The organism is Streptomyces xanthophaeus (genome assembly GCF_030440515.1).
GTDB lineage: Bacteria > Actinomycetota > Actinomycetes > Streptomycetales > Streptomycetaceae > Streptomyces > Streptomyces kutzneri.
In genome coordinates this window covers 5,082,562-5,103,601 of record NZ_CP076543.1, presented here as the reverse complement: position 1 = coordinate 5,103,601, position 21,040 = coordinate 5,082,562, and the positions used below count along the sequence as shown (strand labels likewise).

The following is a 21,040-nucleotide window of genomic DNA, read 5'->3' as shown; positions in this document are numbered from 1 at the left end:
CGTCCTGCCCGCTCACGCCGTGCCTCCGTGGTGGATGCCGCCCTCGCCGGGCGCTGCCTGGTGCGGGATGCGCGGCTCCGGTGCGCCTGCGCCGGCGCCCGGGGCCGCGGGCTCCGCGGCCGCCGCCTCGCGCTCGGCCACGACCTCGCGCACGGCGTCGACGACGCCCGCGTAGCCGGAGCAGCGGCAGAGGTTGCCGCACAGGGCCTGACGGGTCTCCAGCTCGCTGGGGGCGTGATTGCCCTCCAGCAGGTCGTGGATGGTCATGGCCATGCCGGGTACGCAGAACCCGCACTGCACCGCACCCGACCTGCACAACGCCTGCTGGACGTCCGAGAGTTCCCCGCCCGTCGCGAGACCCTCGACGGTGCGCACCTCGCTGCCCGCGGCCGTGGCGGCCGGTACCAGGCAGGAGGCGACGAGCCGGCCGTCGACCTGCACGGCGCAGGCGCCGCATTCGCCCTGCGAGCAGCCGTCCTTGGCGCCCGCGAGGCCGAGCCGCTCGCGCAGCACGTACAGGAGGGACTCGCCGATCCAGGCGCCGGTGACGGGCCGGTCGGCGCCGTTGACGCGCAGGACGTAGGAGGCCGACGGGTGCTCGTGATGGGCGACGGCCCCGGCGGTCGCGTCTTCTTCGTACGTCGCCACCTCGGCCGGGAAACCTTCGGTGGTGCCCTCGTCCGGGAGTGCGTCCGCACCATCGGCGGTGCCATCGGTCGGCGTGAGGCCGGCCGGGGGCTCCTGCGCGGCCGGCCCGTCCCCGTTCCCGGGGTCGGCGGGCTCCGCGGCGGCGGGCTCCGCCTCGTGCGCGGGCCCGTGCTCGGGCCCGTGCGCGGCCTCGGGGCCGGGCTCCGGCGCGTGGCCGAACGCGGTGAAGCCGTGGCCGTCGGTGCCGGCGGGCTGCGCCGGCTCGGCGGCCGGTGTCTGGAGACGGATCCCGCCGAAGAGATCCAGGTCGGCGGGGGCCACCGGCGGCTGCGCGGCGGCGGCCGACGCGGCCGAAGCGGCGGCCTGCTCCGCGTACCCGGCGTACTCGCCCTGCCCGGCGTACTCCCCGTGGACCGCATGCCCTGCGTGCCCCGTGTGCTCGCTCTGCCCCGCGTACTCGCCTTGTCCCGCGTGGTCCGCGGCGCGGGCGCCCTCGGCGTGCTCCGCCGCCGGGCCGTGCGCGGCTTCGATGTCGTGCGGAGCCTGGTGCACCGGCTCGCCCTCGGGCAGGGGGGTGCCCACCCCGGGCCCGCCCAGCACGCGCGGCCCACGTCCCGCGGCGCCCACTCCGGGCCCGCCGATCAGCCGTCCGGCGGCATGCGCGGTCGCGGCGGCGGCGGCCGAAGCGGCCGCGGCCTCGTCCGTGCCGGGCAGCACGCCGGCTGCGGCGCCGGCGTTTGTGTCGGCGTCCGTGTCGGGGGCCCCGGCCGGCTGCTGCGTCAGGTACGCCCACGGCGCCGGGGCGCCGCCCGGCAGCGTCGCCGGGGCCTGGCTCCAGTCGGCGTCCAGAGCGCCCGGCCGGTAGTCGTTCGACTGCTCGGGGAATTCGTTGAACTCGGGCACGGCCCACTGCCCGGTCGCCGGACCGGCCTGCTCGGGCTCCTGCGCCGCTTCCGGGAACCGCCACTCGGCCGTCTCGCTCGGATCGGTCACCGGCGGCTCCGGCTCCGCCTCGGCGAACGCCGCCGCGACCGACGCCGGGATCGGGATCGACGCCGGGATCGGGCCTCCCACCGACCCGGAGCCCGGGCCCTGACCCGCAGCACCCGCAGCACCGGCACCACCCGCCGGGCCGCCCGCCTCCGGCCACTGCACCGGAATCGTCCACGTCCCCGTGGCCGCCGGATCCGTGGTGGCCGAGCCGAGCGGCACGATCATCGGCGGCGGCACGTAGCCGTGCCCGGGCGCCGCGAGCGGCTCCCCGGTGCCGAGCGCGTCCAGCATGTCCTGCGGCAGTTTCACGAAGGCCGTGGCGTCCGAGTCGTACTCGCCGCCCTGCGGGACCGGTTCCCAGCCCCAGCCCGTCGTGCCGTTCCCCTGGGTCACGTTCTCGTTCTCGTTCTCGCTCATGAGGTCAGCGCCCTCCCCAGGGCCCTGCGCGCCAGCACGGCCACCGTCCGCCGCAGATGCAGTACTCCGGGAGCCACCGGCTCGCCCTGGTCGGGCACGCACGCGGCCGCGACGTACTCGCCGAAGGCCTCCAGCGCCTCGGGGGCCAGGGTCCGCCCGCCGTCCCAGTCGATCAGCGAGGCCACCCACTGCTCGGCCTCCAGCGGCCGCAGCGGCATCGGGGCGACCGCGCCGATGGCGCAGCGCACGCCCCGGCGCGCGGGATCCAGGACGAGCCCCACGGACGCCACGGCACGCCCCGGGCCGGTACGGCCCGTGGCCTTCAGGAACACCTGCGGTGCGTGCAGCAGCGGCACCCGCACGAAGCCGATCAGTTCACCGGGCCGCAGCATCTCCCGCCCGGCCAGCAGGTACGACACTGGGATCTCCCGCTGCCCGCCCGGGCCCACGATGACGAGTACGGCCTCCAGCGCGGCCAGCACGGGCAGTGCGTCACCCGTGGGCGCGGCGGTGGCGATGTTGCCGCCGAGGGTGCCCGCGTTGCGGATCTGCGGGGGGCCGGCGGCCCGGGCCGCGGCCGCGAGCCGGGGGATCAGAGCGGCGAAATCCGGCCGTCCCATCCGGGCGTGCGTGAGGCCCGCACCGAGCAGCGCGTGGCCGTCCTGGTACTGCCAGCCGCGGATCTCGTTGATCCGGCCCAGGCCCACCAGTGCGGCGGGCCGCAGCAGCCCGGCGTTGACGGCGGCCATCAGGTCGGTGCCGCCCGCGACCGGCACGGCGGCGGGCATGGCGGTGAGCGCCGCCACGGCCTCGTCGAGCGAGGCCGGCAGCGTCACGGACTGCGCCGCCTGCGGGCCCTGCGGCCCCTGAGGTGAATCCAGTGCGTGCGGTGCGTGCGTGGTCAACCCAGCTGCCCCTTCCCGATGTCCCGGTTCCGGCGCTCACGCCTGTTCCGCCGTACGGTACGTCCTCACCGCCGGGACGTGGCAACTCTGGCACATCTTCCGGGCCGCCCGGCGCGAGGGTCTGCCCGCTGCGGCCCGCCCCGGGCGCGGTGCCCCGTACGGGGCGTACGGCCCTGTCGCACCGCCTTCGGCGACCCTTCTCCCTGATTGCCCGATTTTCCCCGTCTATGGGGAAATTGAGGCAGAGTTCCACTCCCGTTCCCTTTCGGTTCGGGTCGGCGCCGCCCTCCACTTGTCACACGTTCGGGGGCGCGCCCTCGATCGGACGCCCGAGCACGCCGGGCCTCCGCTGCCGCGGCAACGGCCCGCCCGGCGGCCGGTAATCGACCCCCTGCGCGGCCAACCGCGCGTAGTGCGCGGCCATCCGCCCCTCGAACCACGCGAAGTCGCGCTCCTCGGGTGCCGGCTGCCGTGACCACACCACCTCGGCGAAGGCCACCAGCCTCGGGAACACCTGGTAGTCGACCCTGCCCTGGTTCTCCATCACCTCGGTCCACACGTTGGCCTGCGCGCCCAGCACCCGGGCGGCGGCCTCCGGCGACAGCGTCGGCGGCACCGGCTCGAAGCGGTAGACGTCCTCCAGCGAGCGCACGTACCCGATGGGCATCGGCTCGTCCGCGCCGCCCGCCTGCCGGTGATCCAGGTACACCTGCTGCTCGGGGCACATGACCACGTCGTGCCCGGCCTCGGCGGCGGCGATCCCGCCCGCGTAGCCGCGCCACGAGGACACGGCGGCGCCGACCGCGAGCCCGCCCTCCAGGATCTCGTCCCAGCCGATCAGCCGCCGCCCGCGCGCGGCGAGCCAGCCGTCGAAGTGCCGGACGAACCAGGACTGCAGACCGTCCTCCCCGTCCACGCCCAGCTCCCGGATCCGCTCCTGGGCGACCGCGGAGGCCCTCCACTGCGCCTTGGGGCACTCGTCCCCGCCCACGTGCACGAAGGGTGAGACCTCGGCCGGGAACAGCTCCAGCAGCTCCTCGAAGACCCCTTCGTAGAAGCGCAGCACGGCTTCGGTGGGCGCGAGCACGTTCTCGGTGATCCCCCAGTCCTCCCAGACCCCGAGCGCGGAGGTGTCGACGACGTCGGTGTTGCCCAGCTCCGGGTACGCGGCGATCGCGGCCTGCGAATGCCCCGGTACGTCGATCTCCGGGACCACCCGGACGTGCCGCTCGGCGGCGTACGCGACGATCTCGCGGATGTCGTCCTGCGTGTAGAAGCCGCCGTGCGGGGTCTCGTTCCACAGCGGCGAGGCCCGGTGGCCCCACCGGCTGCGCGGGCGCCAGCCGCCGACCTCGGTCAGCCTCGGGTAGCGCTCGATCTCGATCCGCCAGCCCTGGTCGTCGGTCAGGTGCAGGTGCAGCACGTTGAGCTTGTGCGCGGCGAGCAGGTCGATGTAGCGCAGCACGCCGTCCTTGGGCATGAAGTGCCGGGCCACGTCCAGCATCATCCCGCGCCAGCCGAACCGCGGGCCGTCCACGACGGAGGCGTACGGCAGGCTCCACTTGCGGCCGGGCAGCGGCGCCCTGCGGTACGCGTCGGGCCCCAGCAGCTGACGCAGCGTCTGGGCGCCCCAGAACAGCCCGGCCGCCGTCGCGCCCGTCAGCTCCGCCCCGTCCGGGCCGATCTCGATGCGGTACGCCTCCGGGCCGAGCTCCCCGGCGACGTCCGGGTCGACGCGCAGCCGCAGCTCGGCGGTGACGCCGGCCCCGGCGGCGGGCAGCTCCCAGCCGGTGGCCGCGCCCAGTTCGCGCCGCAGCCAGCGCGCGACCGCCGCGGCTCCCGGCCCGGCGTCCAGGACCGGCTCGGGCCCGAACGCGAAGCGGCGCCCTCCTTCGTCGGGAACGGCGACCCGGGGTGCGGGGATCAGGTCCATGCGTCAGCCCTTCACGGCGGCGTGCGCGTGTTGCGTCCTGCGCAACGCTCGTTCCGCAGGGCGCTCGTCGCGCCGACCCTAACGCGCCCCACGGGCACGGCAAAGACCCCCGGGCGCACTGTGGCGCACCGGGGGTCTCGGTCGGTCTCGGTCCCGCGGAAGACGGAGGGCCGGGGGTGGACTACTTGTCCTTGCCGCCCTTGTCCTTGTCCCCGCCGGGGCCCATGGACTCGTAGATCTCCTTGCACATGGGGCAGACCGGGTACTTCTTCGGGTCCCGGCCCGGTACCCAGACCTTGCCGCAGAGCGCGACGACGGGGGTCCCGTCGAGCGCGCTCGCCATGATCTTGTCCTTCTGGACGTAGTGGGCGAAGCGCTCGTGGTCGCCGTCACCGTGCGACACCTGCGGCGTCGGCTCTACGAGGGTCCCCGTGCCAGTCCCGCGCTCGGGCTCAAGAGTGCTCATGGAACCCAGGGTACTTAACCCCGCGCCCGTCAGTTGAGCGACGGGTCGTCCGGATAGGTGGCGACCATCGCGAGGTCGCTGCGCTGGCGGCGCAGCACCGCCCGCCACAGCCGCTCCGGATCCGGGAAGGACACGTCCCCGGGCTCCGACTCCACCACGTACCAGGCGCCCTCGCTGAGCTCCGCCTCCAGCTGGCCCGGGCCCCAGCCTGAGTAGCCGGCGAAGATCCGCAGGCCGCCCAGGGCCGCGGCCAGCAGCTCCGGCGGCGTCTCCAGGTCGACCAGTCCGATCGCCCCGTACACGCGGCGCCAGCCGAGCGGACCCTCCTCGCCCGGGATCACCGCCACGCCCAGGGCCGAGTCCATGGCCACCGGCCCGCCCTGGAAGACCACCCCGGGGTCGCCCGCCAGGGGCGCCCAGGGCAGCAGGACGTCGCCGACGCCCACGGGAGTCGGCCTGTTCAGGACCACGCCGAGGGAGCCCTGCTCGTCGTGGTCGAGCAGCAGCACGACCGCGCGGTCGAAGTTCGGGTCCGCGAGGGCGGGGGTGGCCACGAGCAGCCGCCCTGTGAGGGAGGACACCTCGGTCATGCCGCCATGATCCCGCACATCGGCCGATTCCGGGGAGCGGGCGGGAAGATCGGATCGATCGCAGCTCAGGGCGCACGGCAGCAGCGAGGAGCGCGCACGGACGGCGTAGGCGGAACGCAACACTCCGCCATGTGGTGGATACGGAGGGTGTTGTGCCGAATTCATGACAGTCCTACGGCCACGTCGGCCTTACGAACAAGGGGGTGGTGGCCCTTACCCTTTTCCCTGGCCCCCTGCCCACCCCTCTCCGGAACGCGAGATTCATGACCGGCATCAGTGACGATGTACTGCTTGTCCACGGCGGTACCCCGCTCGAGGGCGAGATCCGTGTCCGTGGTGCGAAGAACCTCGTGCCCAAGGCCATGGTCGCCGCTCTGCTCGGCAGCGAACCCAGCCGGCTGCGCAACGTTCCCGACATCCGCGACGTGCGCGTCGTCCGCGGGCTGCTCCAGCTGCACGGGGTGACGGTCCGTCCCGGCGAGGAGCCGGGCGAGCTCGTGCTCGACCCCACCCACGTCGAGAGCGCGAACGTCGCGGACATCGACGCCCACGCGGGCTCCTCGCGCATCCCGATCCTGTTCTGCGGCCCCCTGCTGCACCGGCTCGGCCACGCCTTCATCCCGGGCCTGGGCGGCTGCGACATCGGCGGTCGGCCGATCGACTTCCACTTCGACGTGCTCCGCCAGTTCGGCGCGACCATCGAGAAGCGCGAGGGCGGCCAGTACCTGGAAGCCCCGCAGCGCCTGCGCGGCTGCAAGATCCGCCTCCCCTACCCGTCGGTCGGCTCGACCGAGCAGGTGCTGCTGACGGCCGTCCTGGCCGAGGGCGTCACCGAGCTCAGCAACGCCGCGGTGGAGCCGGAGATCGAAGACCTCATCTGCGTCCTGCAGAAGATGGGCGCGATCATCTCCGTCGACACCGACCGGACCATCCGGATCACGGGCGTCGACCGCCTCGGCGGCTACAACCACAAGGCCCTCCCGGACCGCCTGGAAGCCGCCTCCTGGGCTTCCGCGGCGCTCGCCACCGGCGGCAACATCTACGTGCGCGGCGCCCAGCAGCGCTCGATGATGACGTTCCTGAACACCTTCCGCCGCGTCGGCGGGGCGTTCGAGATCGACGACGACGGCATCCGCTTCTGGCACCCGGGCGGCCCGCTCAACGCCATCGCGCTGGAGACGGACGTCCACCCCGGCTTCCAGACCGACTGGCAGCAGCCGCTCGTCGTGGCCCTGACGCAGGCCTCCGGCCTGTCGATCGTCCACGAGACGGTCTACGAGTCCCGGCTCGGCTTCACCTCGGCGCTCAACCAGATGGGTGCTCACATCCAGCTGTACCGCGAGTGCCTGGGCGGCAGCGCCTGCCGCTTCGGCCAGCGCAACTTCCTGCACTCGGCGGTCGTCTCCGGCCCCACCAAGCTGCAGGGCGCCGACCTGGTCATCCCCGACCTGCGCGGCGGGTTCTCGTACCTGATCGCGGCCCTGGCCGCCGAGGGCACCTCGCGGGTCCACGGCATCGACCTGATCAACCGCGGCTACGAGAACTTCATGGAGAAGCTCGTGGAACTCGGCGCGAAGGTCGAGCTCCCGGGCGGCGACCTCGCCTGAGCCGTACCCGGACGCCCGGACTCCCGGACGTACGCAGAAAGCCCCCCGGGCCCGCACAGGGCCCGGGGGGCTTTTCCGTGCCCCGGCCGAGGCCCGGCCCGCCGCCCGACCGGATGCCCCACCCCATGCCGGCCAGGGCCCGCACCGGCCCGCACCGGCCCGTACGGAGCCTCACGGAGCCGTACGGAGCCGCACCGCGGCCCGGCGGGACGTGCCGGTGGCATACCTGGGCCCCGCCAGGCCCCTGACGGGCCCTCACAGGGCCTGCCAGGCCCGCCGGGCGGCCCGGGGCGGTCCCGCGCCCGTCGGGGCCCACCGGCCCGCGTCCGGCCCCGGACATGCCGAAGGGCGGCCACCCCGCCCGGGGGTGACCGCCCATCGTCGTTCTGCGTACTACTGCCGTTCCAAAGGCCTGTGCGGCCCTCGGCGCCGGGGCAGGACCTACTTGCCCTTGGCGGCTTCCTTGAGCTTGGAGCCCGCGGAGACCTTCACGCTGTAGCCGGCCGGGATCTGGATGGGGTCGCCGGTCTGCGGGTTGCGCGCGGTGCGAGCGGCACGGTGGGTGCGCTCGAAGGTCAGGAAGCCGGGGATGGTGACCTTCTCGTCGCCCTTGGCGACAATCTCGCCGACGGTCTCGGCGAGCGCGGCCAGAACGGCGTCGGCGTCCTTGCGGGTCACCTCGGCGCGCTCGGACAGAGCGGCCACCAGCTCACTGCGGTTCATGTTGTACTCCCGTGTTCAACTTGCCTTAGAGGCGTGAGATCGAAGCCGATGCTGCCAGGGCCCTAGGACAGTCCCCGGACCCGGGTCTGAACGTCAGACCCTCTCGCCCGGTTACGCATCCTGCCCCCACCAGCGGCGGGAAAGCCAATCCGGCACCCGTCGGGGTCACACGAAAAGCGCCACAGTCACGCCGCGGTGACGCTCCGTCCACGTCTTCGCTCACGCGCCGCCGCGGACCGCGGACCTCGCGGGCATCCCCGCAAACCCTAGAGGCGGCCCGTCGGGCCCGCATCTCGCGACGCGCCGGTATCGGACCGCCGTGAGGGCCGTCACAGCAGGGCTCAGGCTCCCGAGGCAGCCTTGCGGACGGCGCCCGCGACCGCACCCGCGACCTTGTCGTTGAACACCGACGGGATGATGTAGTTCGCGTTCAGCTCGTCCTCGCCCACGACGTCCGCCAGCGCGCTCGCGGCGGCCAGCATCATCTCCGTGTTCACGGTGCGGGACTGAGCGTCCAGCAGACCGCGGAAGACGCCCGGGAAGACCAGCACGTTGTTGATCTGGTTCGGGAAGTCGGAGCGGCCGGTGGCCACGACGGCGGCGGTCTGGCGGGCGACGGCCGGGTCCACCTCGGGGTCCGGGTTCGCGAGCGCGAACACGATCGCGCCTTCCGCCATGGCGGCGACGTCCTCGCCGGACAGCACGTTCGGGGCCGAGACGCCGATGAACACGTCGGCGCCGACCACGGCCTCCTTCAGCGTGCCCGTGTAGCCCTCGGGGTTGGTGTTGTCGGCGATCCAGCGCAGCGGGGAGTCCGCGGCCGCGTCGACGAGGTCGGGGCGGTCCGCGTGCACGACGCCGTGGATGTCGGCGCTCACCGCGTTCTTGACGCCCGCCGCGAGGAGCAGCTTGAGGATGGCCGTACCGGCCGCGCCGGCGCCCGACATGACGACCTTGACATCGCCAACTGCCTTACCCACCACGCGCAGTGCGTTGGTGAGCGCCGCGAGCACGACGATCGCGGTGCCGTGCTGGTCGTCGTGGAAGACGGGGATGTCGAGGGCCTCGCGCAGCCGGGCCTCGATCTCGAAGCAGCGCGGCGCGGAGATGTCCTCGAGATTGATGCCGGCGAAGCCGGGGGCGATGGCCTTGACGACGGCCACGATCTCGTCGGGGTCCTGGGTGTCCAGGCAGATCGGCCAGGCGTCGATGTCGGCGAAGCGCTTGAAGAGGGCCGCCTTGCCCTCCATGACCGGCATGGCGGCCATCGGGCCGATGTTGCCCAGGCCCAGCACGGCGGAGCCGTCCGTCACGACTGCGACGGTGTTGCGCTTGATGGTGAGGCGGCGCGCGTCCTCGGGGTTCTCGGCGATCGCCATGCACACGCGGGCCACGCCCGGGGTGTAGATCATGGAGAGGTCGTCACGGTTGCGGATGGGGTGCTTGGACGCCATCTCGATCTTGCCGCCGAGGTGCATCAGGAAGGTGCGGTCGGAGACCTTGCCGAGGCTGACGCCCTCGATGCCGCGCAGCTTCTCGACGATCTCGTCCGCGTGCGCGGTGGAGGTCGCGGCGATGGTGACGTCGATCCGGAGCTTCTCGTGGCCGGATGCGGTCACGTCGAGGCCGGTGACCGATCCGCCGGAGGACTCCACGGCGGTGGTGAGCTGGGAGACCGCGGTTCCGCTCGCGGGCACTTCCAGACGGACCGTCATCGAATACGAGACGCTGGGCGCCGTTGCCATGGCCGTGTTCCTCTTCTGTCCCTGGTTCGCTGTAACACACAGAGCCCCGCTGCACAGCAGGTGCGGCAGGACCTGTTGTCCGATCGTCCCACCTACCAGCCAGTACAAGGTAACCAGCTACAAAATTCGGAAAGACTCTTCCACCATACGAGATACCAAGAGGGTTCGGAATGGTGGGGTCATACGAAACAGGTCCGCGCCCCCCACTGGTGGGGGACGCGGACCTGGTGATTCATACGTTGACGACACCGACCCGCCATGCTCGCCTCGCGGCAAGTGGTCGCTCTGAGCGACGAAGGTTGGGCCCGGGGGCTTGGATCGAGTCGGTGCCGTACCCAGGCTAACAAAGGATCGCCGAAAGTGATCCCCCTGCTCACGCTCGTATCCGAGCGCCACGCTCCCGGCCGCCGACCATCCGGCCGTACGGGGCCCTGAGCGGGCCGGGACCCCGGCGATGAACCGCCACCGCCGGGCCGGGCCCGGCAAGATCCGGAAGAGACGGCCTAGGGGAGCAGCAGCTCCGGGACCCCGTCCGCGCCGGGCTTGTCCCGGTCGGCCGAGACCACCGTCAGCTGCTGCGTCGCGCGCGTCAGCGCCACGTACAGCACCCGCAGGCCCGCCGGGGACTCGTCAGCGATCTCCGCCGGGGAGACGACCACCGTGGCGTCGTACTCCAGGCCCTTGGCCTCCAGGCTGCCCAGCGCCACCGCCCGCTCGCCGAGGTCCGCGAGCCAGCCCGCGGCCTCCGCGCGCCGGTCCATCGCCACGACCACGCCGACCGTGCCGTCCACCTGCTCCAGCAGCCGGCGGGTCTCCTCCCGGACCGCGGTGCCCAGATCGCCGTCGGCGGCCGTGAAGCGGGGCTCCAGGCCCGTGGAGCGCACCGCGGACGGAGGCTCCATGCCGGGCATCGCCAGGCGCAGCACCCGGGAGGCGACCTCGGCGACCTCGGCCGGGTTGCGGTAGTTGACCGTCAGGGTGAACCGCCGGCGCGGGCGGGAGCCCAGGGCCTCGTCGCGGGCCGCGGCGGCCTCCTCCGGATCCGTCCAGGAGGACTGCGCCGGGTCGCCGACCACCGTCCAGGTGCCGTGCCGGCCGCGGCGGCCCACCATCCGCCACTGCATCGGCGTCAGGTCCTGGGCCTCGTCCACGATGACGTGCGCGTACTCGGTGCGCTCCGCCGCGAGCCGTTCGGCCCGCTCCCACTGGGTCTCCTCGCGGGTCGGCATCAGCTCCTCCAGCCCGCTGAGCTGGTCGAGCGGGTCCATCTCCCGTCTGCGCCTGGGCCGCGCGGGGGCGCCCAGCAGCAGCTGGAGCTCGTCCAGCAGCGCCACGTCGTGCACCGACAGGGGGCCCTTGCCGTCCGGGCCCACCCGGCGCAGCGAGCGGGCCAGCTGGCGGCTCTCGCGCGGGTTGAGGTCGCGGCGCGACCAGCGGCCGAGGTGGCGCTCGTCGGCGAGCGCGGCGAGCACCGCCCGCGGGGTCAGCTCGGGCCACCAGGCGTCGAGGAAACCGATGAAGGCGTCCTCGGTGGAGATGTCCTCGTCGAAGGCGGAGCGCAGTTCGGCGGCCAGTTCCGGGTCGCTGTGCCGGCCGGCGCCGCCGGACTTCGCGTAGAGGGCGTCGAGCAGCAGCTTGCGGGCACGCGGGCGCAGCAGGTTGACCGGGGCGGTGCCGCTGAGCACGTTCTGCCGGATCCGGTTCAGCTCGTCGGCCTCCAGCTCCTGGCGGCGGCCGAAGGCCACCACGCGCAGCCGGTCGGGGGCGCCGCCGAGCTCCAGTGCGCCGCGTACGGCCTTGCGGAGCACCTTGAGCATCCGGGAGGAGCCCTTGATGCGGGCCACGGCCGGGGAGTCGTAGGTGGTGGCCTCCGCGCCGTCGACGAGCGAGCCGAGAGCCCGGATGGCCACCTGGCCCTCCTCGCCGAGCGAGGGCAGCACGCCCTCGGTGTACGCGACGAGCAGCGGGGTCGGCGAGACGATCAGGATGCCGCCGGAGTAGCGGCGCCGGTCCTGGTAGAGCAGGTAGGCGGCGCGGTGCAGGGCGACGGCGGTCTTGCCGGTGCCGGGACCGCCCGCGACCTCGGCGACGGAGGCGGCGGGGGCCCGGATGACCAGGTCCTGCTCGGCCTGGATGGAGGAGACGATGTCACGCATCGAGTGCGTACGGGCCCGCCCGAGGGCGGCCATCAGGGCGCCGTCGCCGATGGCGGGGAGCTCCCTGCCGTCGAGGAAGGCGGTGACCTCGGGACGCATCAGGTCGTCCTCGACGCCCAGCACCTTGCGGCCCTTGGAACGGATGACGCGGCGGCGCACGACCCGGCCGGGCTCCTTGGGCGTGGAGCGGTAGAACGGCGCGGCGGCCGGCGCACGCCAGTCGATGACGAGCGGCGCGTAGTCGGAGTCCAGGACCCCGATGCGGCCGATGTGCAGCGTCTCGGCGATGTCGGCGGTGAGGTCCTCGCGGATCGCGTCGTCGGCGGGCTCGACGGAGGTGTACGCGCCGTCGGCGCCGCGCTCCCCGTCCTTGCCGAGCACCAGGTCGATGCGGCCGAAGAGGAAGTCCTCGAACTCGTTGTTCAGCCGGTTCAGGTGGATACCCGCCCGGAAGACCTGCGCGTCGCGCTCGGCGAGCGCGCCGGGCGTGCCCACCTGGCCGCGCTTGGCGGCGTCGTTCATGAGGAACTCGGCCTCGTGGATCTTCTCCTCAAGGCGTCGGTACACCTGGTCGAGATGCGTCTGCTCGACCGCGATCTCCCGATCGCGGACGGAATCCGCCGTGCTGTCGACAGCGGCATTCTGCGCGGCCACCAAGGCCCCCTTCTGACGTGCATGGGCGACCGTCAAAGGTACGCGAATCGGCCCCCTGTCCGCACGCCCGTTCCGGAACCGGTCTCGCAGGGTGGTACGCCCCTCACCGGGACCCTTGCCCCGCCCCGGCCGCCAGGGCCCGGCGGCGGTGCCGGGCCACGCGCTCCCGGTTCCCGCAGCGCTCGCTGGAGCACCAGCGGCGGCGGTGGCCCCGGGAGGTGTCCAGGTAGACGTGGGTGCAGCCGTCGCCCGCGCAGGCCCGCAGCAGCGCCCGGTCGCCGGGGTCGGTCAGCAGCTCGACGGCGTCCCGGGCGACGGCCGCGAGCAGCGCACCGCACTCCACGCCGCCGCACAACTCCCGTACGAGGTGGCCCTCCTGGTCCCGTACGGCGCACAGTCCCGGGGGTGGTCCGGCTGCCAGCGCGTTGACCCGGGCGAGGGCGTGCTCGTCCGTGTCGGTGCCGAGCAGTTCCGCCCGTACGAGGGTTTCCACGTCGGCGCGCAGGGACCGGAAGGCCGCTGCCCAGTCGGGCCCCACCCGGACGAGCGGCGTCCGGTCGGGTACCAGGCCGGCGCCGGCGAGCCACAGCCGCAGCTCGTCACCGTCCGGGATCCCCTCGTGGGGGGCGAAGGTTGCCACCAGGTCCAGACAGACCCGCCCGGAATCGAACCGCATGCCGTCAGCCTCCCGTCGTGGGGGTGCCGTACCAGATTGCCGCCCGGCGGGTCACAGCGGAAGCCCCCGAACCGGTGGGTCCGCCCTCCCGCTCGCGCGCATCCAGCCTCGCCGGCGTTTGAGGCGCGGGGTCTGGGGCGGAGCCCCAGGAAACCCGGCTCCGCCGGGCACCGGGCTCCGCCCGGACCCTCCCCCAGCTACCGCTGGGAGGTGCCCCCTCCTCAAACGCCGGCGAGGCTGGATCGGCCCGGCGAGGCTGAGGATTGCCGGAGCAGCCGCAAGGGGCCCGGCGAAGCAGGCTGGCCGGGCCGCAGACGGCGCACGGGGCTAGCCGGTCGGAGGGTTGTCGTGCAGGAGGCGTTGGAAGAGGCGGTGGTCGCGCCAGGCGCCGTCGATGTGGAGGTAGCGCGGCGCGAGGCCGAACCGCTCGAAGCCCGCCTTCGTCAGCACCCGCTGCGAGGCCAGGTTGTCGACCAGCGTGCCCGCCTCCACCCGGTGCAGGCCCAGCTCGTCGCGCGCGACCCGGCAGACCTCCTCCACGGCCGCGGTGGCCAGGCCCTTGCCGTGCCAGGCCCGGTCGACCCAGTAGCCCAGACCGCCGCTGCACAGCGGCCCGTACGCGATCGAGCCGAGGTTGATCGCGCCGACGGGCGCACCCGTGGCCGTCTCGACGAACACGTACGGGACGATGCGCCCCGCGTCCCGCTCCGCGAGCACGCCTTCGAGCCGCTCCCGCTGGCCGTCCTCCGTGTAGAAGGCGTCCGGCCGGACCGGCTCGTAGCGCGCCATGAAGGCCCGGTTCCGTGCGAACGCCTCGGCCAGCCCGGCGGCGTCGCCGAGCGCGGCGCCCCTCATCTCCACCCCGTCAATGATCATCCCGGCACGCTAGCCGAGGACGCCCCTGGCCGTCACCGAACCGGCCGGGAGTTCCCCGTACTTGGCCTCCCCGCCCGCGTCCAGCGACAGCCGGTACCCCCGTTTGACCACCGTCTGGATCAGGTTCGGGACCCCGAGGGCCACCCGGAGGCGGGCCATCGCCGTCTCCACCGCGTGCTCGTCCCGCCCCGCGCCCGGCAGTGCCCGCAGCAGTTCCGCGCGGGGCACCACCCAGCCCGGGCGCCGGGCCAGCGCCCGCAGCAGGGCCATTCCGGCGGGCGGTACGGGCCGCAGGTGCGCGTCCACCAGGACCGCGTGCCCCCGGATCTCCACCCGGTGCCCGGCCACCGGCAGCACCCGGGCCCGGCCGGGCAGCTCCTGGCAGAGCAACTGCACCAGCGGCCCCAGCCGGAACCGTTCCGGCTGCACCGTGTCCACCCCGTGCGCCTGCAGCGGCAGCGCGGTCACCGGCCCGACGCACGCCGACAGCAGCCTGCCGCGCAGCGCGTCCAGCACGGCCTCCTGCAGCCCCCGCTCCTCGGCCCGGGACAGCAGCGAGGCCGCCGCCGGGGCCGAGGTGAAGCTGACGGCGTCCACCCCGCCGCCGATCATCGCGTCCAGCAGCCGGTCCAGCGGCGCGAGGTCCTCCGGCGCCATCCACCGGTACACCGGGACCACCACCACCTCGGCCCCGCCGGCCCGCAGCGCCTCGACGAAGCCGGGCAGCGGCTCTCCGTGCAGCTGGAGTGCGATCCGCCGGCCGCCCACCCCGTCCGCCAGCAGCCGTTGCAATACCTCGGCGAGCGATTCCGAGTCCGGGGACCAGGTCTCCACGAGCCCGGCGGCCCGGATGGCGCCCTTCACCTTCGGCCCGCGCGCCAGCAGTTCGGCGGCCCGCAGCCGCTCCAGCAGTTCCTCGCCGACGCCCCACCCGTCGGCCGCCTCGATCCACCCCCGGAAGCCGATGGCGGTGGTGGCCACGACCACGTCCGGCGCGCAGCCGATCAGTTCCTTCGTCGCGGCCAGCAGCTCGCTGTCGTCGGCGAGCGGCACGATCCGCAGCGCCGGCGCGTGCAGCACCTGCGCCCCGCGACGGCGCAGCAGCGCGATGAGCTCGTCCGCGCGCCGGGCGGCCGTGACCCCGACGGTGAAGCCCGCGAGCGGGCCGGTGTTCGTGTCGTCCATCGTGACCTGCCTAGTGACGCATGTGGGGGCGGTACGGGTGGACCGAGTCTGCCCACACGTCGTGTCGGACTCGGTTCACCCGTATTTCGCCCCGGTTACACCGACGTGAGCTGCGGTTTCGTCTCGACCCCGACCGTGTGGATCACCGGGGCCACCGGGCGGCGAAGGTATACCGCCCAGGTGACCGCGCAGCACAGGGCGTAGAAGCCGAGGAAGGTGACGAAGGCCGCCGTCCCGGAGCCGGAGGTGCGGAACGCCTCCCGGAAGACCAGGTTGATGCCGAGTCCGCCGAGTGCGCCGACCGCTCCGATGAGGCCCATCGAGGCGCCGGAGAGCCGCCGCCCGTACGCGGCCGCGCTCTCGCCGCTCATGCCGCGCGCCAGTGCCTTCGCCTGGAAGATGCCCGGGATCATCTTGTACGTCGATCCGTTGCCGAGCCCGCTCAGGACGAACAGGGCCACGAAGCCGACGAGGAAGACCGGCAGCGAGGACCGCTGCGAGGCGAACACCACGACTGCGGTGGCCGCCGCCATCGCGACGAACGTCCCCAGGGTGATCCGCGCCCCGCCGAACCGGTCCGCGAGCGCCCCGCCCACCGGCCGGATCAGCGATCCGAGCAGCGGTCCCATGAAGGTCAGCGAGGCGGCCTGGAGCGGGGTGCGGCCGAACTGGGTCTGCAGCACCAGGCCGAAGGCGAAGCTGTAGCCGATGAACGACCCGAACGTGCCGATGTAGAGGAACGCCATGATCCAGGTGTGCGCGTCCTTCAGTGCCTCGCGGACCGCGCCGGTGTCGTTGCGCACGGGCGCCAGGTTGTCCATGCGTACGGCCGCCAGGACCGCCGCGATGACGATCAGCGGGAGGTAGGCGGCGAGCAGGTACCGCGGGTGCGCGGCCCCGGCGGTGGCGATGACCAGCAGCCCGGCGAGCTGCACCACGGGCACGCCGATGTTGCCGCCGCCGGCGTTCAGGCCGAGCGCCCAGCCCTTCTTGCGCAGCGGGAAGAAGGCGTTGATGTTGGTCATGGAGGAGGCGAAGTTGCCGCCTCCGACGCCGGTGAGGGCCGCGACGACCAGGAAGGTCCCGTAGGAGGTCCCGGGCTCCATCACCACGATCGCGGCGACCGTCGGCGCGAGCAGCAGCAGCGCGCTGACGACGGTCCAGTTGCGGCCGCCGAAGCGGGCCACGGCGAAGGTGTACGGCACCCGTACGAGCGCGCCCACGCAGGTCGCGGTGGCGATCAGGAAGAACTTCCCGGCCGGGTCGATCCCGTACGCCGGTCCCATGAAGAGGACCATCACGGACCAGAGCGACCAGATGGAGAACCCGATGTGCTCGGAGAACACGGAGTAGACGAGGTTGCGGCGGGCGGTCCGTTCCCCGGTCTCCTTCCAGAAGGTCTCGTCCTCGGGATCCCACTGCTCGATCCAGCGGCCCCCCTTGCGCGGTGCGGTCGTACCGGTCATCACACGCCTCCACAGCTCTCGCGTCCGTGGCACGACCGTAGGAACGGCGCGTTTCGGCCCCGGTCACCGCCTGATGACCGCCGGGAAACCTTGCTCTCACCCGCCGCCGGGGGCACCTGTGAGCGCGGCCGGGCGCCAGCTCGTCGGGGGCACTTCCAGCCAGCCGCGTTCGCCGCCGAGACCGGCCACGGCCCGGTGCAGGGCTTCGAGTCCGGGGTGGCCGAAACCCTTGCGCCACACCATGGACAGCGGGGACAGCGGTACGGGGTCGACCAGCGGCCGTTTCACGGAGCCGGGCATGTCGACGAAGTCGACGGTCACCAGCACCGGATTGCCGGTCTTGGCCATGACCCGGCCGAACTCGTCCTTGCCGATGGCGACCGGGGCGGGCGGCGCCATCAGGATCCCGCGTCCGGCGAACAGCTCGCGGGCGAGCCCCGTCCACTCCAGGGTGCGCGGGTTCCCGGCGCCCGCGTACACGGTCTCCCCGGCCAGCGCGTCCAGCGGTACGGCCGCCCGCCCGGCCAGCGGGTGCCCCTCGGGCAGCAGCACGGCGAGCGGCTCGTAGCGCACGGGCCGGTGCGCGAGACGCGAGCGCCACACCGGGTCCAGCCCGTCGGCGTACCCGAAGGAGACGTCGAGACGGCCGGCGGCGATCTCGGCGGCGGCATGGGTCAGGCCGCTCTCCCAGCGGGCCATCAGCTCGCAGTCCGGGGCCAGCTCCCGGGCCCGTTCCAGCACGGTGCGCGCGGTGCTCGGCCCGTCGGTGTTGAGGTCGACGAGCAGCGGCCGGGGTGCGGAGAAGGCGGCGGCGACGGCCTCGTGCGCGGCGAGCACCCGCCGGGCCAGCGGCAGCAGCCGCTCCCCGTCGGGGGTCGGCTCGACGGCGCGGGTCGTGCGGACGAACAGCGTGGTGCCGAGGGCCTCTTCGAGCCGCCGTACGTCCCGGCTCAGCGCCTGCTGGGCGACGTACAGCCGGGCGGCGGCGCGGGTGAAGTGCAACTCCTCGGCCACGGCGACGAACCCGCGCAGCAGCCGGGGATCCACATCACGGGGCGTCATCCCCGGAGACTAACAACAGATCGGCGTGAATGGCTGCCGGACAGGTGTTGGACGGTTCGCCCGGTCCCGGCCGAGGGTGGTGGTCATGCCCCTCATGGCCGTCACCGGCAGCACCCTCGTCCTGGCCGCCCCGCCCACCTCGCCCGCCTCGCCCGCCTCGCCCGCCCGTACTCCCGCGCGCCCGCGGGGCCCCTACCGGCGCCTGTTCGCGCTGCCCGGCACCCGCGGTTTCACCGCCGGGAACCTCCTCGCCCGCCTCCCGATGGGCATGTTCGGGATCAGCGCGGTCATGATGATCGCCGGCCAGCGCGGCTCGTACGCCCTCGCCGGCGCGGTCACGGCGACCGGCCTGGCCGCCACCGCGCTGGTCGCGCCGTGGACCGCCCGGCTGATCGACCGGCACGGCCAGGCCCGGATCGCCGTCCCGGCCACCCTGGTCGCGGTCCTCGGCTCGCTGTCGCTGGTCGTGTGCGTCCGGACCGGCGCCCCCGACTGGACCCTCTTCGCCTCGTACGCCGCGACCGCCACCACGCCCAACATCGGCGGCATGTCGCGCGCCCGCTGGACGCACCTGCTGCGGGACTCGCCGGGCGCGCACCACACCGCGATGTCCTTCGAACAGGCCGCCGACGAGCTCTGCTACATGCTCGGCCCGGTCCTCGCGGCCTTCCTCTGCTCGGTCGTGCTCCCCGAGGCCGGCACCCTCACCGCGGCCGTCCTGCTGCTGACCGGCATGCTGGTCTTCACCTCCTGCCGTGCCACCCAGCCCCCGGTGACGGCCGGTCCGCGCCGCGGCTCGCCGCTGCGCGCCCTCGGGCCGCTGCTGCCGCTGTTCCTCGCCACGGGTGTGGTCTTCGGCTCGATGGAGATCTCCTCGATCGCCCATCTCGACGCCCTGGGCCTGGGTGCCGCCTCCGGCCCGGTGCTGGCCCTCCAGGCGGCGGGCTCCTGCGCGGCCGGCCTGCTCTACGGCACGATGCGCCCGCGCGGCCTGCGCAGCTGCCTGCTCGCCATGGCCGCCGCGATGACCCTGCCGTGGCTCGCGGCGAGCACGGGCGCGCTCCTCCCGCTGGCCTGCGCGCTGCTGCTGGCGGGCATGGCCACGGCTCCGACGATGGTGACGGCGATGTCCCGGGTCCACTCCCTCACCCCGGAGGGCCGCCTCAACGAGGGCATGACCCTCGCGGTCACCGCCATCTTCGCGGGCATCGCCCTGGGCGCGGCCGCGGCCGGCTCCCTGGTCGACCACCTGGGTCCGTCGACGGCCTACGCCCTCCCGGCCGCGGCGGCCCTCGTCGCACTCGCCGCCACGAAAGTCGTACCGCTTTCCGGTACCGGAGACGTACCATAGACTCGTACGAGTACGACCCGGAGTGAGGAGCGCAGCATGTCCATAAGCGCCAGCGAAGCCAGGGCGACCCTGTTCCCGCTGATCGAGCGTGTCAACACCGACCACGCCCCGGTGCGCATCACCTCCAAGAGCGGTGACGCGGTCCTCATGTCCGCCGACGACTACGACTCCTGGCAGGAGACCGTCTACCTGCTGCGCTCCCCCGCCAACGCACAGCGGTTGATGGAGGCCGTCGCACGCGATCGCGAGGGCGCTTCCACGGTCGTCAGGACGCTGGACGAGCTGAGGGAGCTGGCCGGGGGCGAGGAGTGAGGAGCGTTCACTTCGACCCCGCCGCCTGGGAGGACTTCCTGTTCTGGCTCGCATCGGACCGGAAGATGGCCCGCCGGATCACCCGCCTGATCGGCGAGATCCAGCGGGACCCGTTCACCGGCATCGGCAAGCCCGAGCCGCTGAAGGGCGAGTTGACGGGGTACTGGTCCCGCCGCATCGACGACGAGCACCGCCTGGTGTACCGGGCCGACGACAAGGAAGTGAAGATCCTCAAGGCCCGCTACCACTACTGACACATGACGAAGGCCCCGCAGCCGAGAGGCCGCGGGGCCTTTGCCCACATGGGATGAGTGGAGATGGCGGGAATCGAACCCGCGTCCAACGGTGCAGAAGCAGGGCTTCTCCGAGCGCAGTCCGCTGCGCTTTTCTCAGCCCCGGAGATCACACGGACAAGTCTCCGACGGGCTCAGTCACTGTTTGGTTTCCCTCCAACCCCCGTGACCGGGGCTAGAGGTTTAGATCCCTAATTGACGCCAGGATCCGGACCGGGACCACTTCCGGGCTGACGCTCCTCACAGAGGCTTCAGCTCACTGTTATTAGGCAGCGAGGGTGAAGCGGGAGTTATCGCTCTTGGAGTTGGCGATTATTGTTTGCGACATATGGTTAGCGAGATCATTGCCGCTTCCTCGGCTCGCTTCCCCTGCATCGACATCCGCTGTCGAAACCGATCATCCCCATGTTTTTTTAACAAAGTGCTCCACCCCGGGGGGCGGTGCTGACGCCATGGTACGCGAAGTCGACCACCGCGTGCCAGGTGATTAAACCGTGCCGCGCTGCTTGCGACGGATGGCCGAGATCGTCCGGTTCGTCTCGCGGGTGTCCTGCTTCTCCCGCATGGTCTGCCGCTTGTCGTACTCCTTCTTGCCCTTGGCCAGCGCGATCTCGATCTTCGCCCGGCCGTCCTTGAAGTACAGCGACAGCGGCACGATCGTGTGACCCGACTCGTCCGCCTTGCGCTCCAGCTTGTCGATCTCCTCGCGGTGCATGAGGAGCTTGCGCTTGCGCCGGGCGCTGTGGTTGGTCCAGGTGCCCTGGCTGTACTCCGGCACGTGCACGTTGTAGAGCCAGGCTTCCCCGCTCTCCACCGACACGAAGCCGTCCACCAGCGAGGCCCGGCCCTGGCGCATGGACTTGACCTCGGTGCCGGTGAGCACGAGACCGCACTCGTAGGTGTCGAGGATCGCGTAGTCGTGACGCGCCTTCTTGTTCTGGGCGATCAGCTTGCGCCCTTTTTCCTTAGCCATAGTGCGGTC

The 21,040-nt window shown here is 73.0% G+C and carries 18 protein-coding genes and 1 other RNA gene; 4 read left to right on the top strand and 15 right to left on the bottom strand.

Translation table 11 applies throughout. The features are described from left to right. Positions 1 to 12: 12 nt before the first annotated feature. The 5 genes from KO717_RS22600 to KO717_RS22580 all read right to left on the bottom strand — a co-directional run bounded on the left by KO717_RS22600 (position 13) and on the right by KO717_RS22580 (position 5,952). A complete protein-coding gene (locus tag KO717_RS22600) occupies positions 13 to 2,058 on the bottom strand; it encodes a (2Fe-2S)-binding protein (protein ID WP_301370749.1) in 2,046 nt (681 codons plus the stop codon). Further along, the gene (locus tag KO717_RS22595) at positions 2,055 to 2,939 is read right to left on the bottom strand and encodes an FAD binding domain-containing protein (RefSeq protein WP_301374672.1); all 885 of its coding nucleotides are present in this window, start codon (positions 2,937 to 2,939) and stop codon (positions 2,055 to 2,057) included. The genes KO717_RS22600 and KO717_RS22595 overlap by 4 nt, the downstream gene beginning before the upstream one ends. A gap of 319 nt (positions 2,940 to 3,258) precedes the next feature. Further along, positions 3,259 to 4,896: a beta-N-acetylhexosaminidase gene (locus KO717_RS22590; RefSeq protein WP_301370747.1), complete on the bottom strand. Its 1,638-nt coding sequence runs from the start codon at positions 4,894 to 4,896 to the stop codon at positions 3,259 to 3,261. 181 nt (positions 4,897 to 5,077) lie between these two features. Beyond that, a complete protein-coding gene (locus tag KO717_RS22585; protein ID WP_030010729.1) occupies positions 5,078 to 5,362 on the bottom strand; it encodes a DUF3039 domain-containing protein in 285 nt (94 codons plus the stop codon). 29 nt (positions 5,363 to 5,391) lie between these two features. Next, entirely contained in the window at positions 5,392 to 5,952 is a 561-nt protein-coding gene (locus KO717_RS22580; RefSeq protein ID WP_301370743.1) for a YqgE/AlgH family protein, read from the bottom strand. A 263-nt stretch (positions 5,953 to 6,215) separates the two neighbouring features. Here KO717_RS22580 and murA point away from each other — a divergent pair, with 263 nt between their 5' ends. Continuing rightward, entirely contained in the window at positions 6,216 to 7,559 is a 1,344-nt protein-coding gene (gene murA, locus KO717_RS22575) for a UDP-N-acetylglucosamine 1-carboxyvinyltransferase (protein WP_030010731.1), read from the top strand. A 441-nt stretch (positions 7,560 to 8,000) separates the two neighbouring features. Here the strand turns inward: murA and KO717_RS22570 are convergent, their stop codons facing one another. From KO717_RS22570 to KO717_RS22535, 8 genes are all read right to left on the bottom strand, one after another. Continuing rightward, entirely contained in the window at positions 8,001 to 8,282 is a 282-nt protein-coding gene (locus tag KO717_RS22570; protein WP_007264399.1) for an HU family DNA-binding protein, read from the bottom strand. 341 nt (positions 8,283 to 8,623) lie between these two features. After that, positions 8,624 to 10,027 (bottom strand): NAD-dependent malic enzyme, encoded by a 1,404-nt coding sequence (locus KO717_RS22565; protein ID WP_301370727.1) that lies wholly within the window; start codon positions 10,025 to 10,027, stop codon positions 8,624 to 8,626. Positions 10,028 to 10,530: 503 nt separating this feature from the next. Beyond that, the gene (locus KO717_RS22560) at positions 10,531 to 12,837 is read right to left on the bottom strand and encodes a HelD family protein (RefSeq protein ID WP_301370725.1); all 2,307 of its coding nucleotides are present in this window, start codon (positions 12,835 to 12,837) and stop codon (positions 10,531 to 10,533) included. A gap of 103 nt (positions 12,838 to 12,940) precedes the next feature. Continuing rightward, a complete protein-coding gene (locus KO717_RS22555; protein WP_301370723.1) occupies positions 12,941 to 13,513 on the bottom strand; it encodes a CGNR zinc finger domain-containing protein in 573 nt (190 codons plus the stop codon). A gap of 327 nt (positions 13,514 to 13,840) precedes the next feature. Then, positions 13,841 to 14,389 (bottom strand): GNAT family N-acetyltransferase, encoded by a 549-nt coding sequence (locus KO717_RS22550; protein ID WP_301370722.1) that lies wholly within the window; start codon positions 14,387 to 14,389, stop codon positions 13,841 to 13,843. Between the two features lie 9 nt (positions 14,390 to 14,398). Further along, on the bottom strand, positions 14,399 to 15,574 hold the full coding sequence (locus KO717_RS22545) for a uroporphyrinogen-III synthase (protein ID WP_301370720.1): 1,176 nt from the start codon (positions 15,572 to 15,574) through the stop codon (positions 14,399 to 14,401). Between the two features lie 95 nt (positions 15,575 to 15,669). Beyond that, on the bottom strand, positions 15,670 to 17,040 hold the full coding sequence (locus KO717_RS22540; RefSeq protein WP_301370719.1) for a nitrate/nitrite transporter: 1,371 nt from the start codon (positions 17,038 to 17,040) through the stop codon (positions 15,670 to 15,672). Between the two features lie 96 nt (positions 17,041 to 17,136). Next, positions 17,137 to 18,102, bottom strand: a complete 966-nt coding sequence (locus tag KO717_RS22535; RefSeq protein WP_301370718.1) for a LysR family transcriptional regulator — start codon at positions 18,100 to 18,102, stop codon at positions 17,137 to 17,139. A 94-nt stretch (positions 18,103 to 18,196) separates the two neighbouring features. Between KO717_RS22535 and KO717_RS22530 the strand changes: the two genes are divergently transcribed. The 3 genes from KO717_RS22530 to KO717_RS22520 are packed head-to-tail and all read left to right on the top strand — an operon-like array spanning position 18,197 to position 20,019. Further along, the gene (locus tag KO717_RS22530; protein WP_301374670.1) at positions 18,197 to 19,453 is read left to right on the top strand and encodes an MFS transporter; all 1,257 of its coding nucleotides are present in this window, start codon (positions 18,197 to 18,199) and stop codon (positions 19,451 to 19,453) included. Between the two features lie 36 nt (positions 19,454 to 19,489). Continuing rightward, entirely contained in the window at positions 19,490 to 19,765 is a 276-nt protein-coding gene (locus KO717_RS22525; protein WP_030010371.1) for a type II toxin-antitoxin system Phd/YefM family antitoxin, read from the top strand. Then, a complete protein-coding gene (locus KO717_RS22520) occupies positions 19,762 to 20,019 on the top strand; it encodes a Txe/YoeB family addiction module toxin (protein WP_301370716.1) in 258 nt (85 codons plus the stop codon). Before KO717_RS22525 ends, KO717_RS22520 begins: the two co-directional genes overlap by 4 nt. A 55-nt stretch (positions 20,020 to 20,074) precedes the next feature. On the opposite strand, the gene ssrA is transcribed toward KO717_RS22520, so the two are convergent. Both ssrA and smpB read right to left on the bottom strand, forming a co-directional pair. Then, positions 20,075 to 20,463, bottom strand: a transfer-messenger RNA (tmRNA) gene (gene ssrA, locus KO717_RS22515). Positions 20,464 to 20,545: 82 nt separating this feature from the next. Then, complete coding sequence (smpB, locus tag KO717_RS22510) at positions 20,546 to 21,031, bottom strand: SsrA-binding protein SmpB (protein WP_301370715.1); 486 nt, start codon at positions 21,029 to 21,031, stop codon at positions 20,546 to 20,548. Positions 21,032 to 21,040: the final 9 nt, after the last annotated feature.

Bases quoted from the DNA above. Each gene is read 5' to 3' on its own strand.
- KO717_RS22555 (WP_301370723.1), bottom strand. From the start codon at position 13,513: ATGCGGTTCGATTCCGGGCGGGTCTGTCTGGACCTGGTGGCAACCTTC.
- smpB (WP_301370715.1), bottom strand. From the start codon at position 21,031: ATGGCTAAGGAAAAAGGGCGCAAGCTGATCGCCCAGAACAAGAAGGCG.
- KO717_RS22590 (WP_301370747.1), bottom strand. From the start codon at position 4,896: ATGGACCTGATCCCCGCACCCCGGGTCGCCGTTCCCGACGAAGGAGGG.
- KO717_RS22525 (WP_030010371.1), top strand. From the start codon at position 19,490: ATGTCCATAAGCGCCAGCGAAGCCAGGGCGACCCTGTTCCCGCTGATC.
- KO717_RS22535 (WP_301370718.1), bottom strand. From the start codon at position 18,102: ATGACGCCCCGTGATGTGGATCCCCGGCTGCTGCGCGGGTTCGTCGCC.
- KO717_RS22540 (WP_301370719.1), bottom strand. From the start codon at position 17,040: ATGACCGGTACGACCGCACCGCGCAAGGGGGGCCGCTGGATCGAGCAG.
- KO717_RS22550 (WP_301370722.1), bottom strand. From the start codon at position 14,389: ATGATCATTGACGGGGTGGAGATGAGGGGCGCCGCGCTCGGCGACGCC.
- KO717_RS22570 (WP_007264399.1), bottom strand. From the start codon at position 8,282: ATGAACCGCAGTGAGCTGGTGGCCGCTCTGTCCGAGCGCGCCGAGGTG.
- KO717_RS22580 (WP_301370743.1), bottom strand. From the start codon at position 5,952: ATGACCGAGGTGTCCTCCCTCACAGGGCGGCTGCTCGTGGCCACCCCC.
- murA (WP_030010731.1), top strand. From the start codon at position 6,216: ATGACCGGCATCAGTGACGATGTACTGCTTGTCCACGGCGGTACCCCG.
- KO717_RS22585 (WP_030010729.1), bottom strand. From the start codon at position 5,362: ATGAGCACTCTTGAGCCCGAGCGCGGGACTGGCACGGGGACCCTCGTA.
- KO717_RS22565 (WP_301370727.1), bottom strand. From the start codon at position 10,027: ATGGCAACGGCGCCCAGCGTCTCGTATTCGATGACGGTCCGTCTGGAA.
- KO717_RS22545 (WP_301370720.1), bottom strand. From the start codon at position 15,574: ATGGACGACACGAACACCGGCCCGCTCGCGGGCTTCACCGTCGGGGTC.
- KO717_RS22530 (WP_301374670.1), top strand. From the start codon at position 18,197: ATGGCCGTCACCGGCAGCACCCTCGTCCTGGCCGCCCCGCCCACCTCG.
- KO717_RS22600 (WP_301370749.1), bottom strand. From the start codon at position 2,058: ATGAGCGAGAACGAGAACGAGAACGTGACCCAGGGGAACGGCACGACG.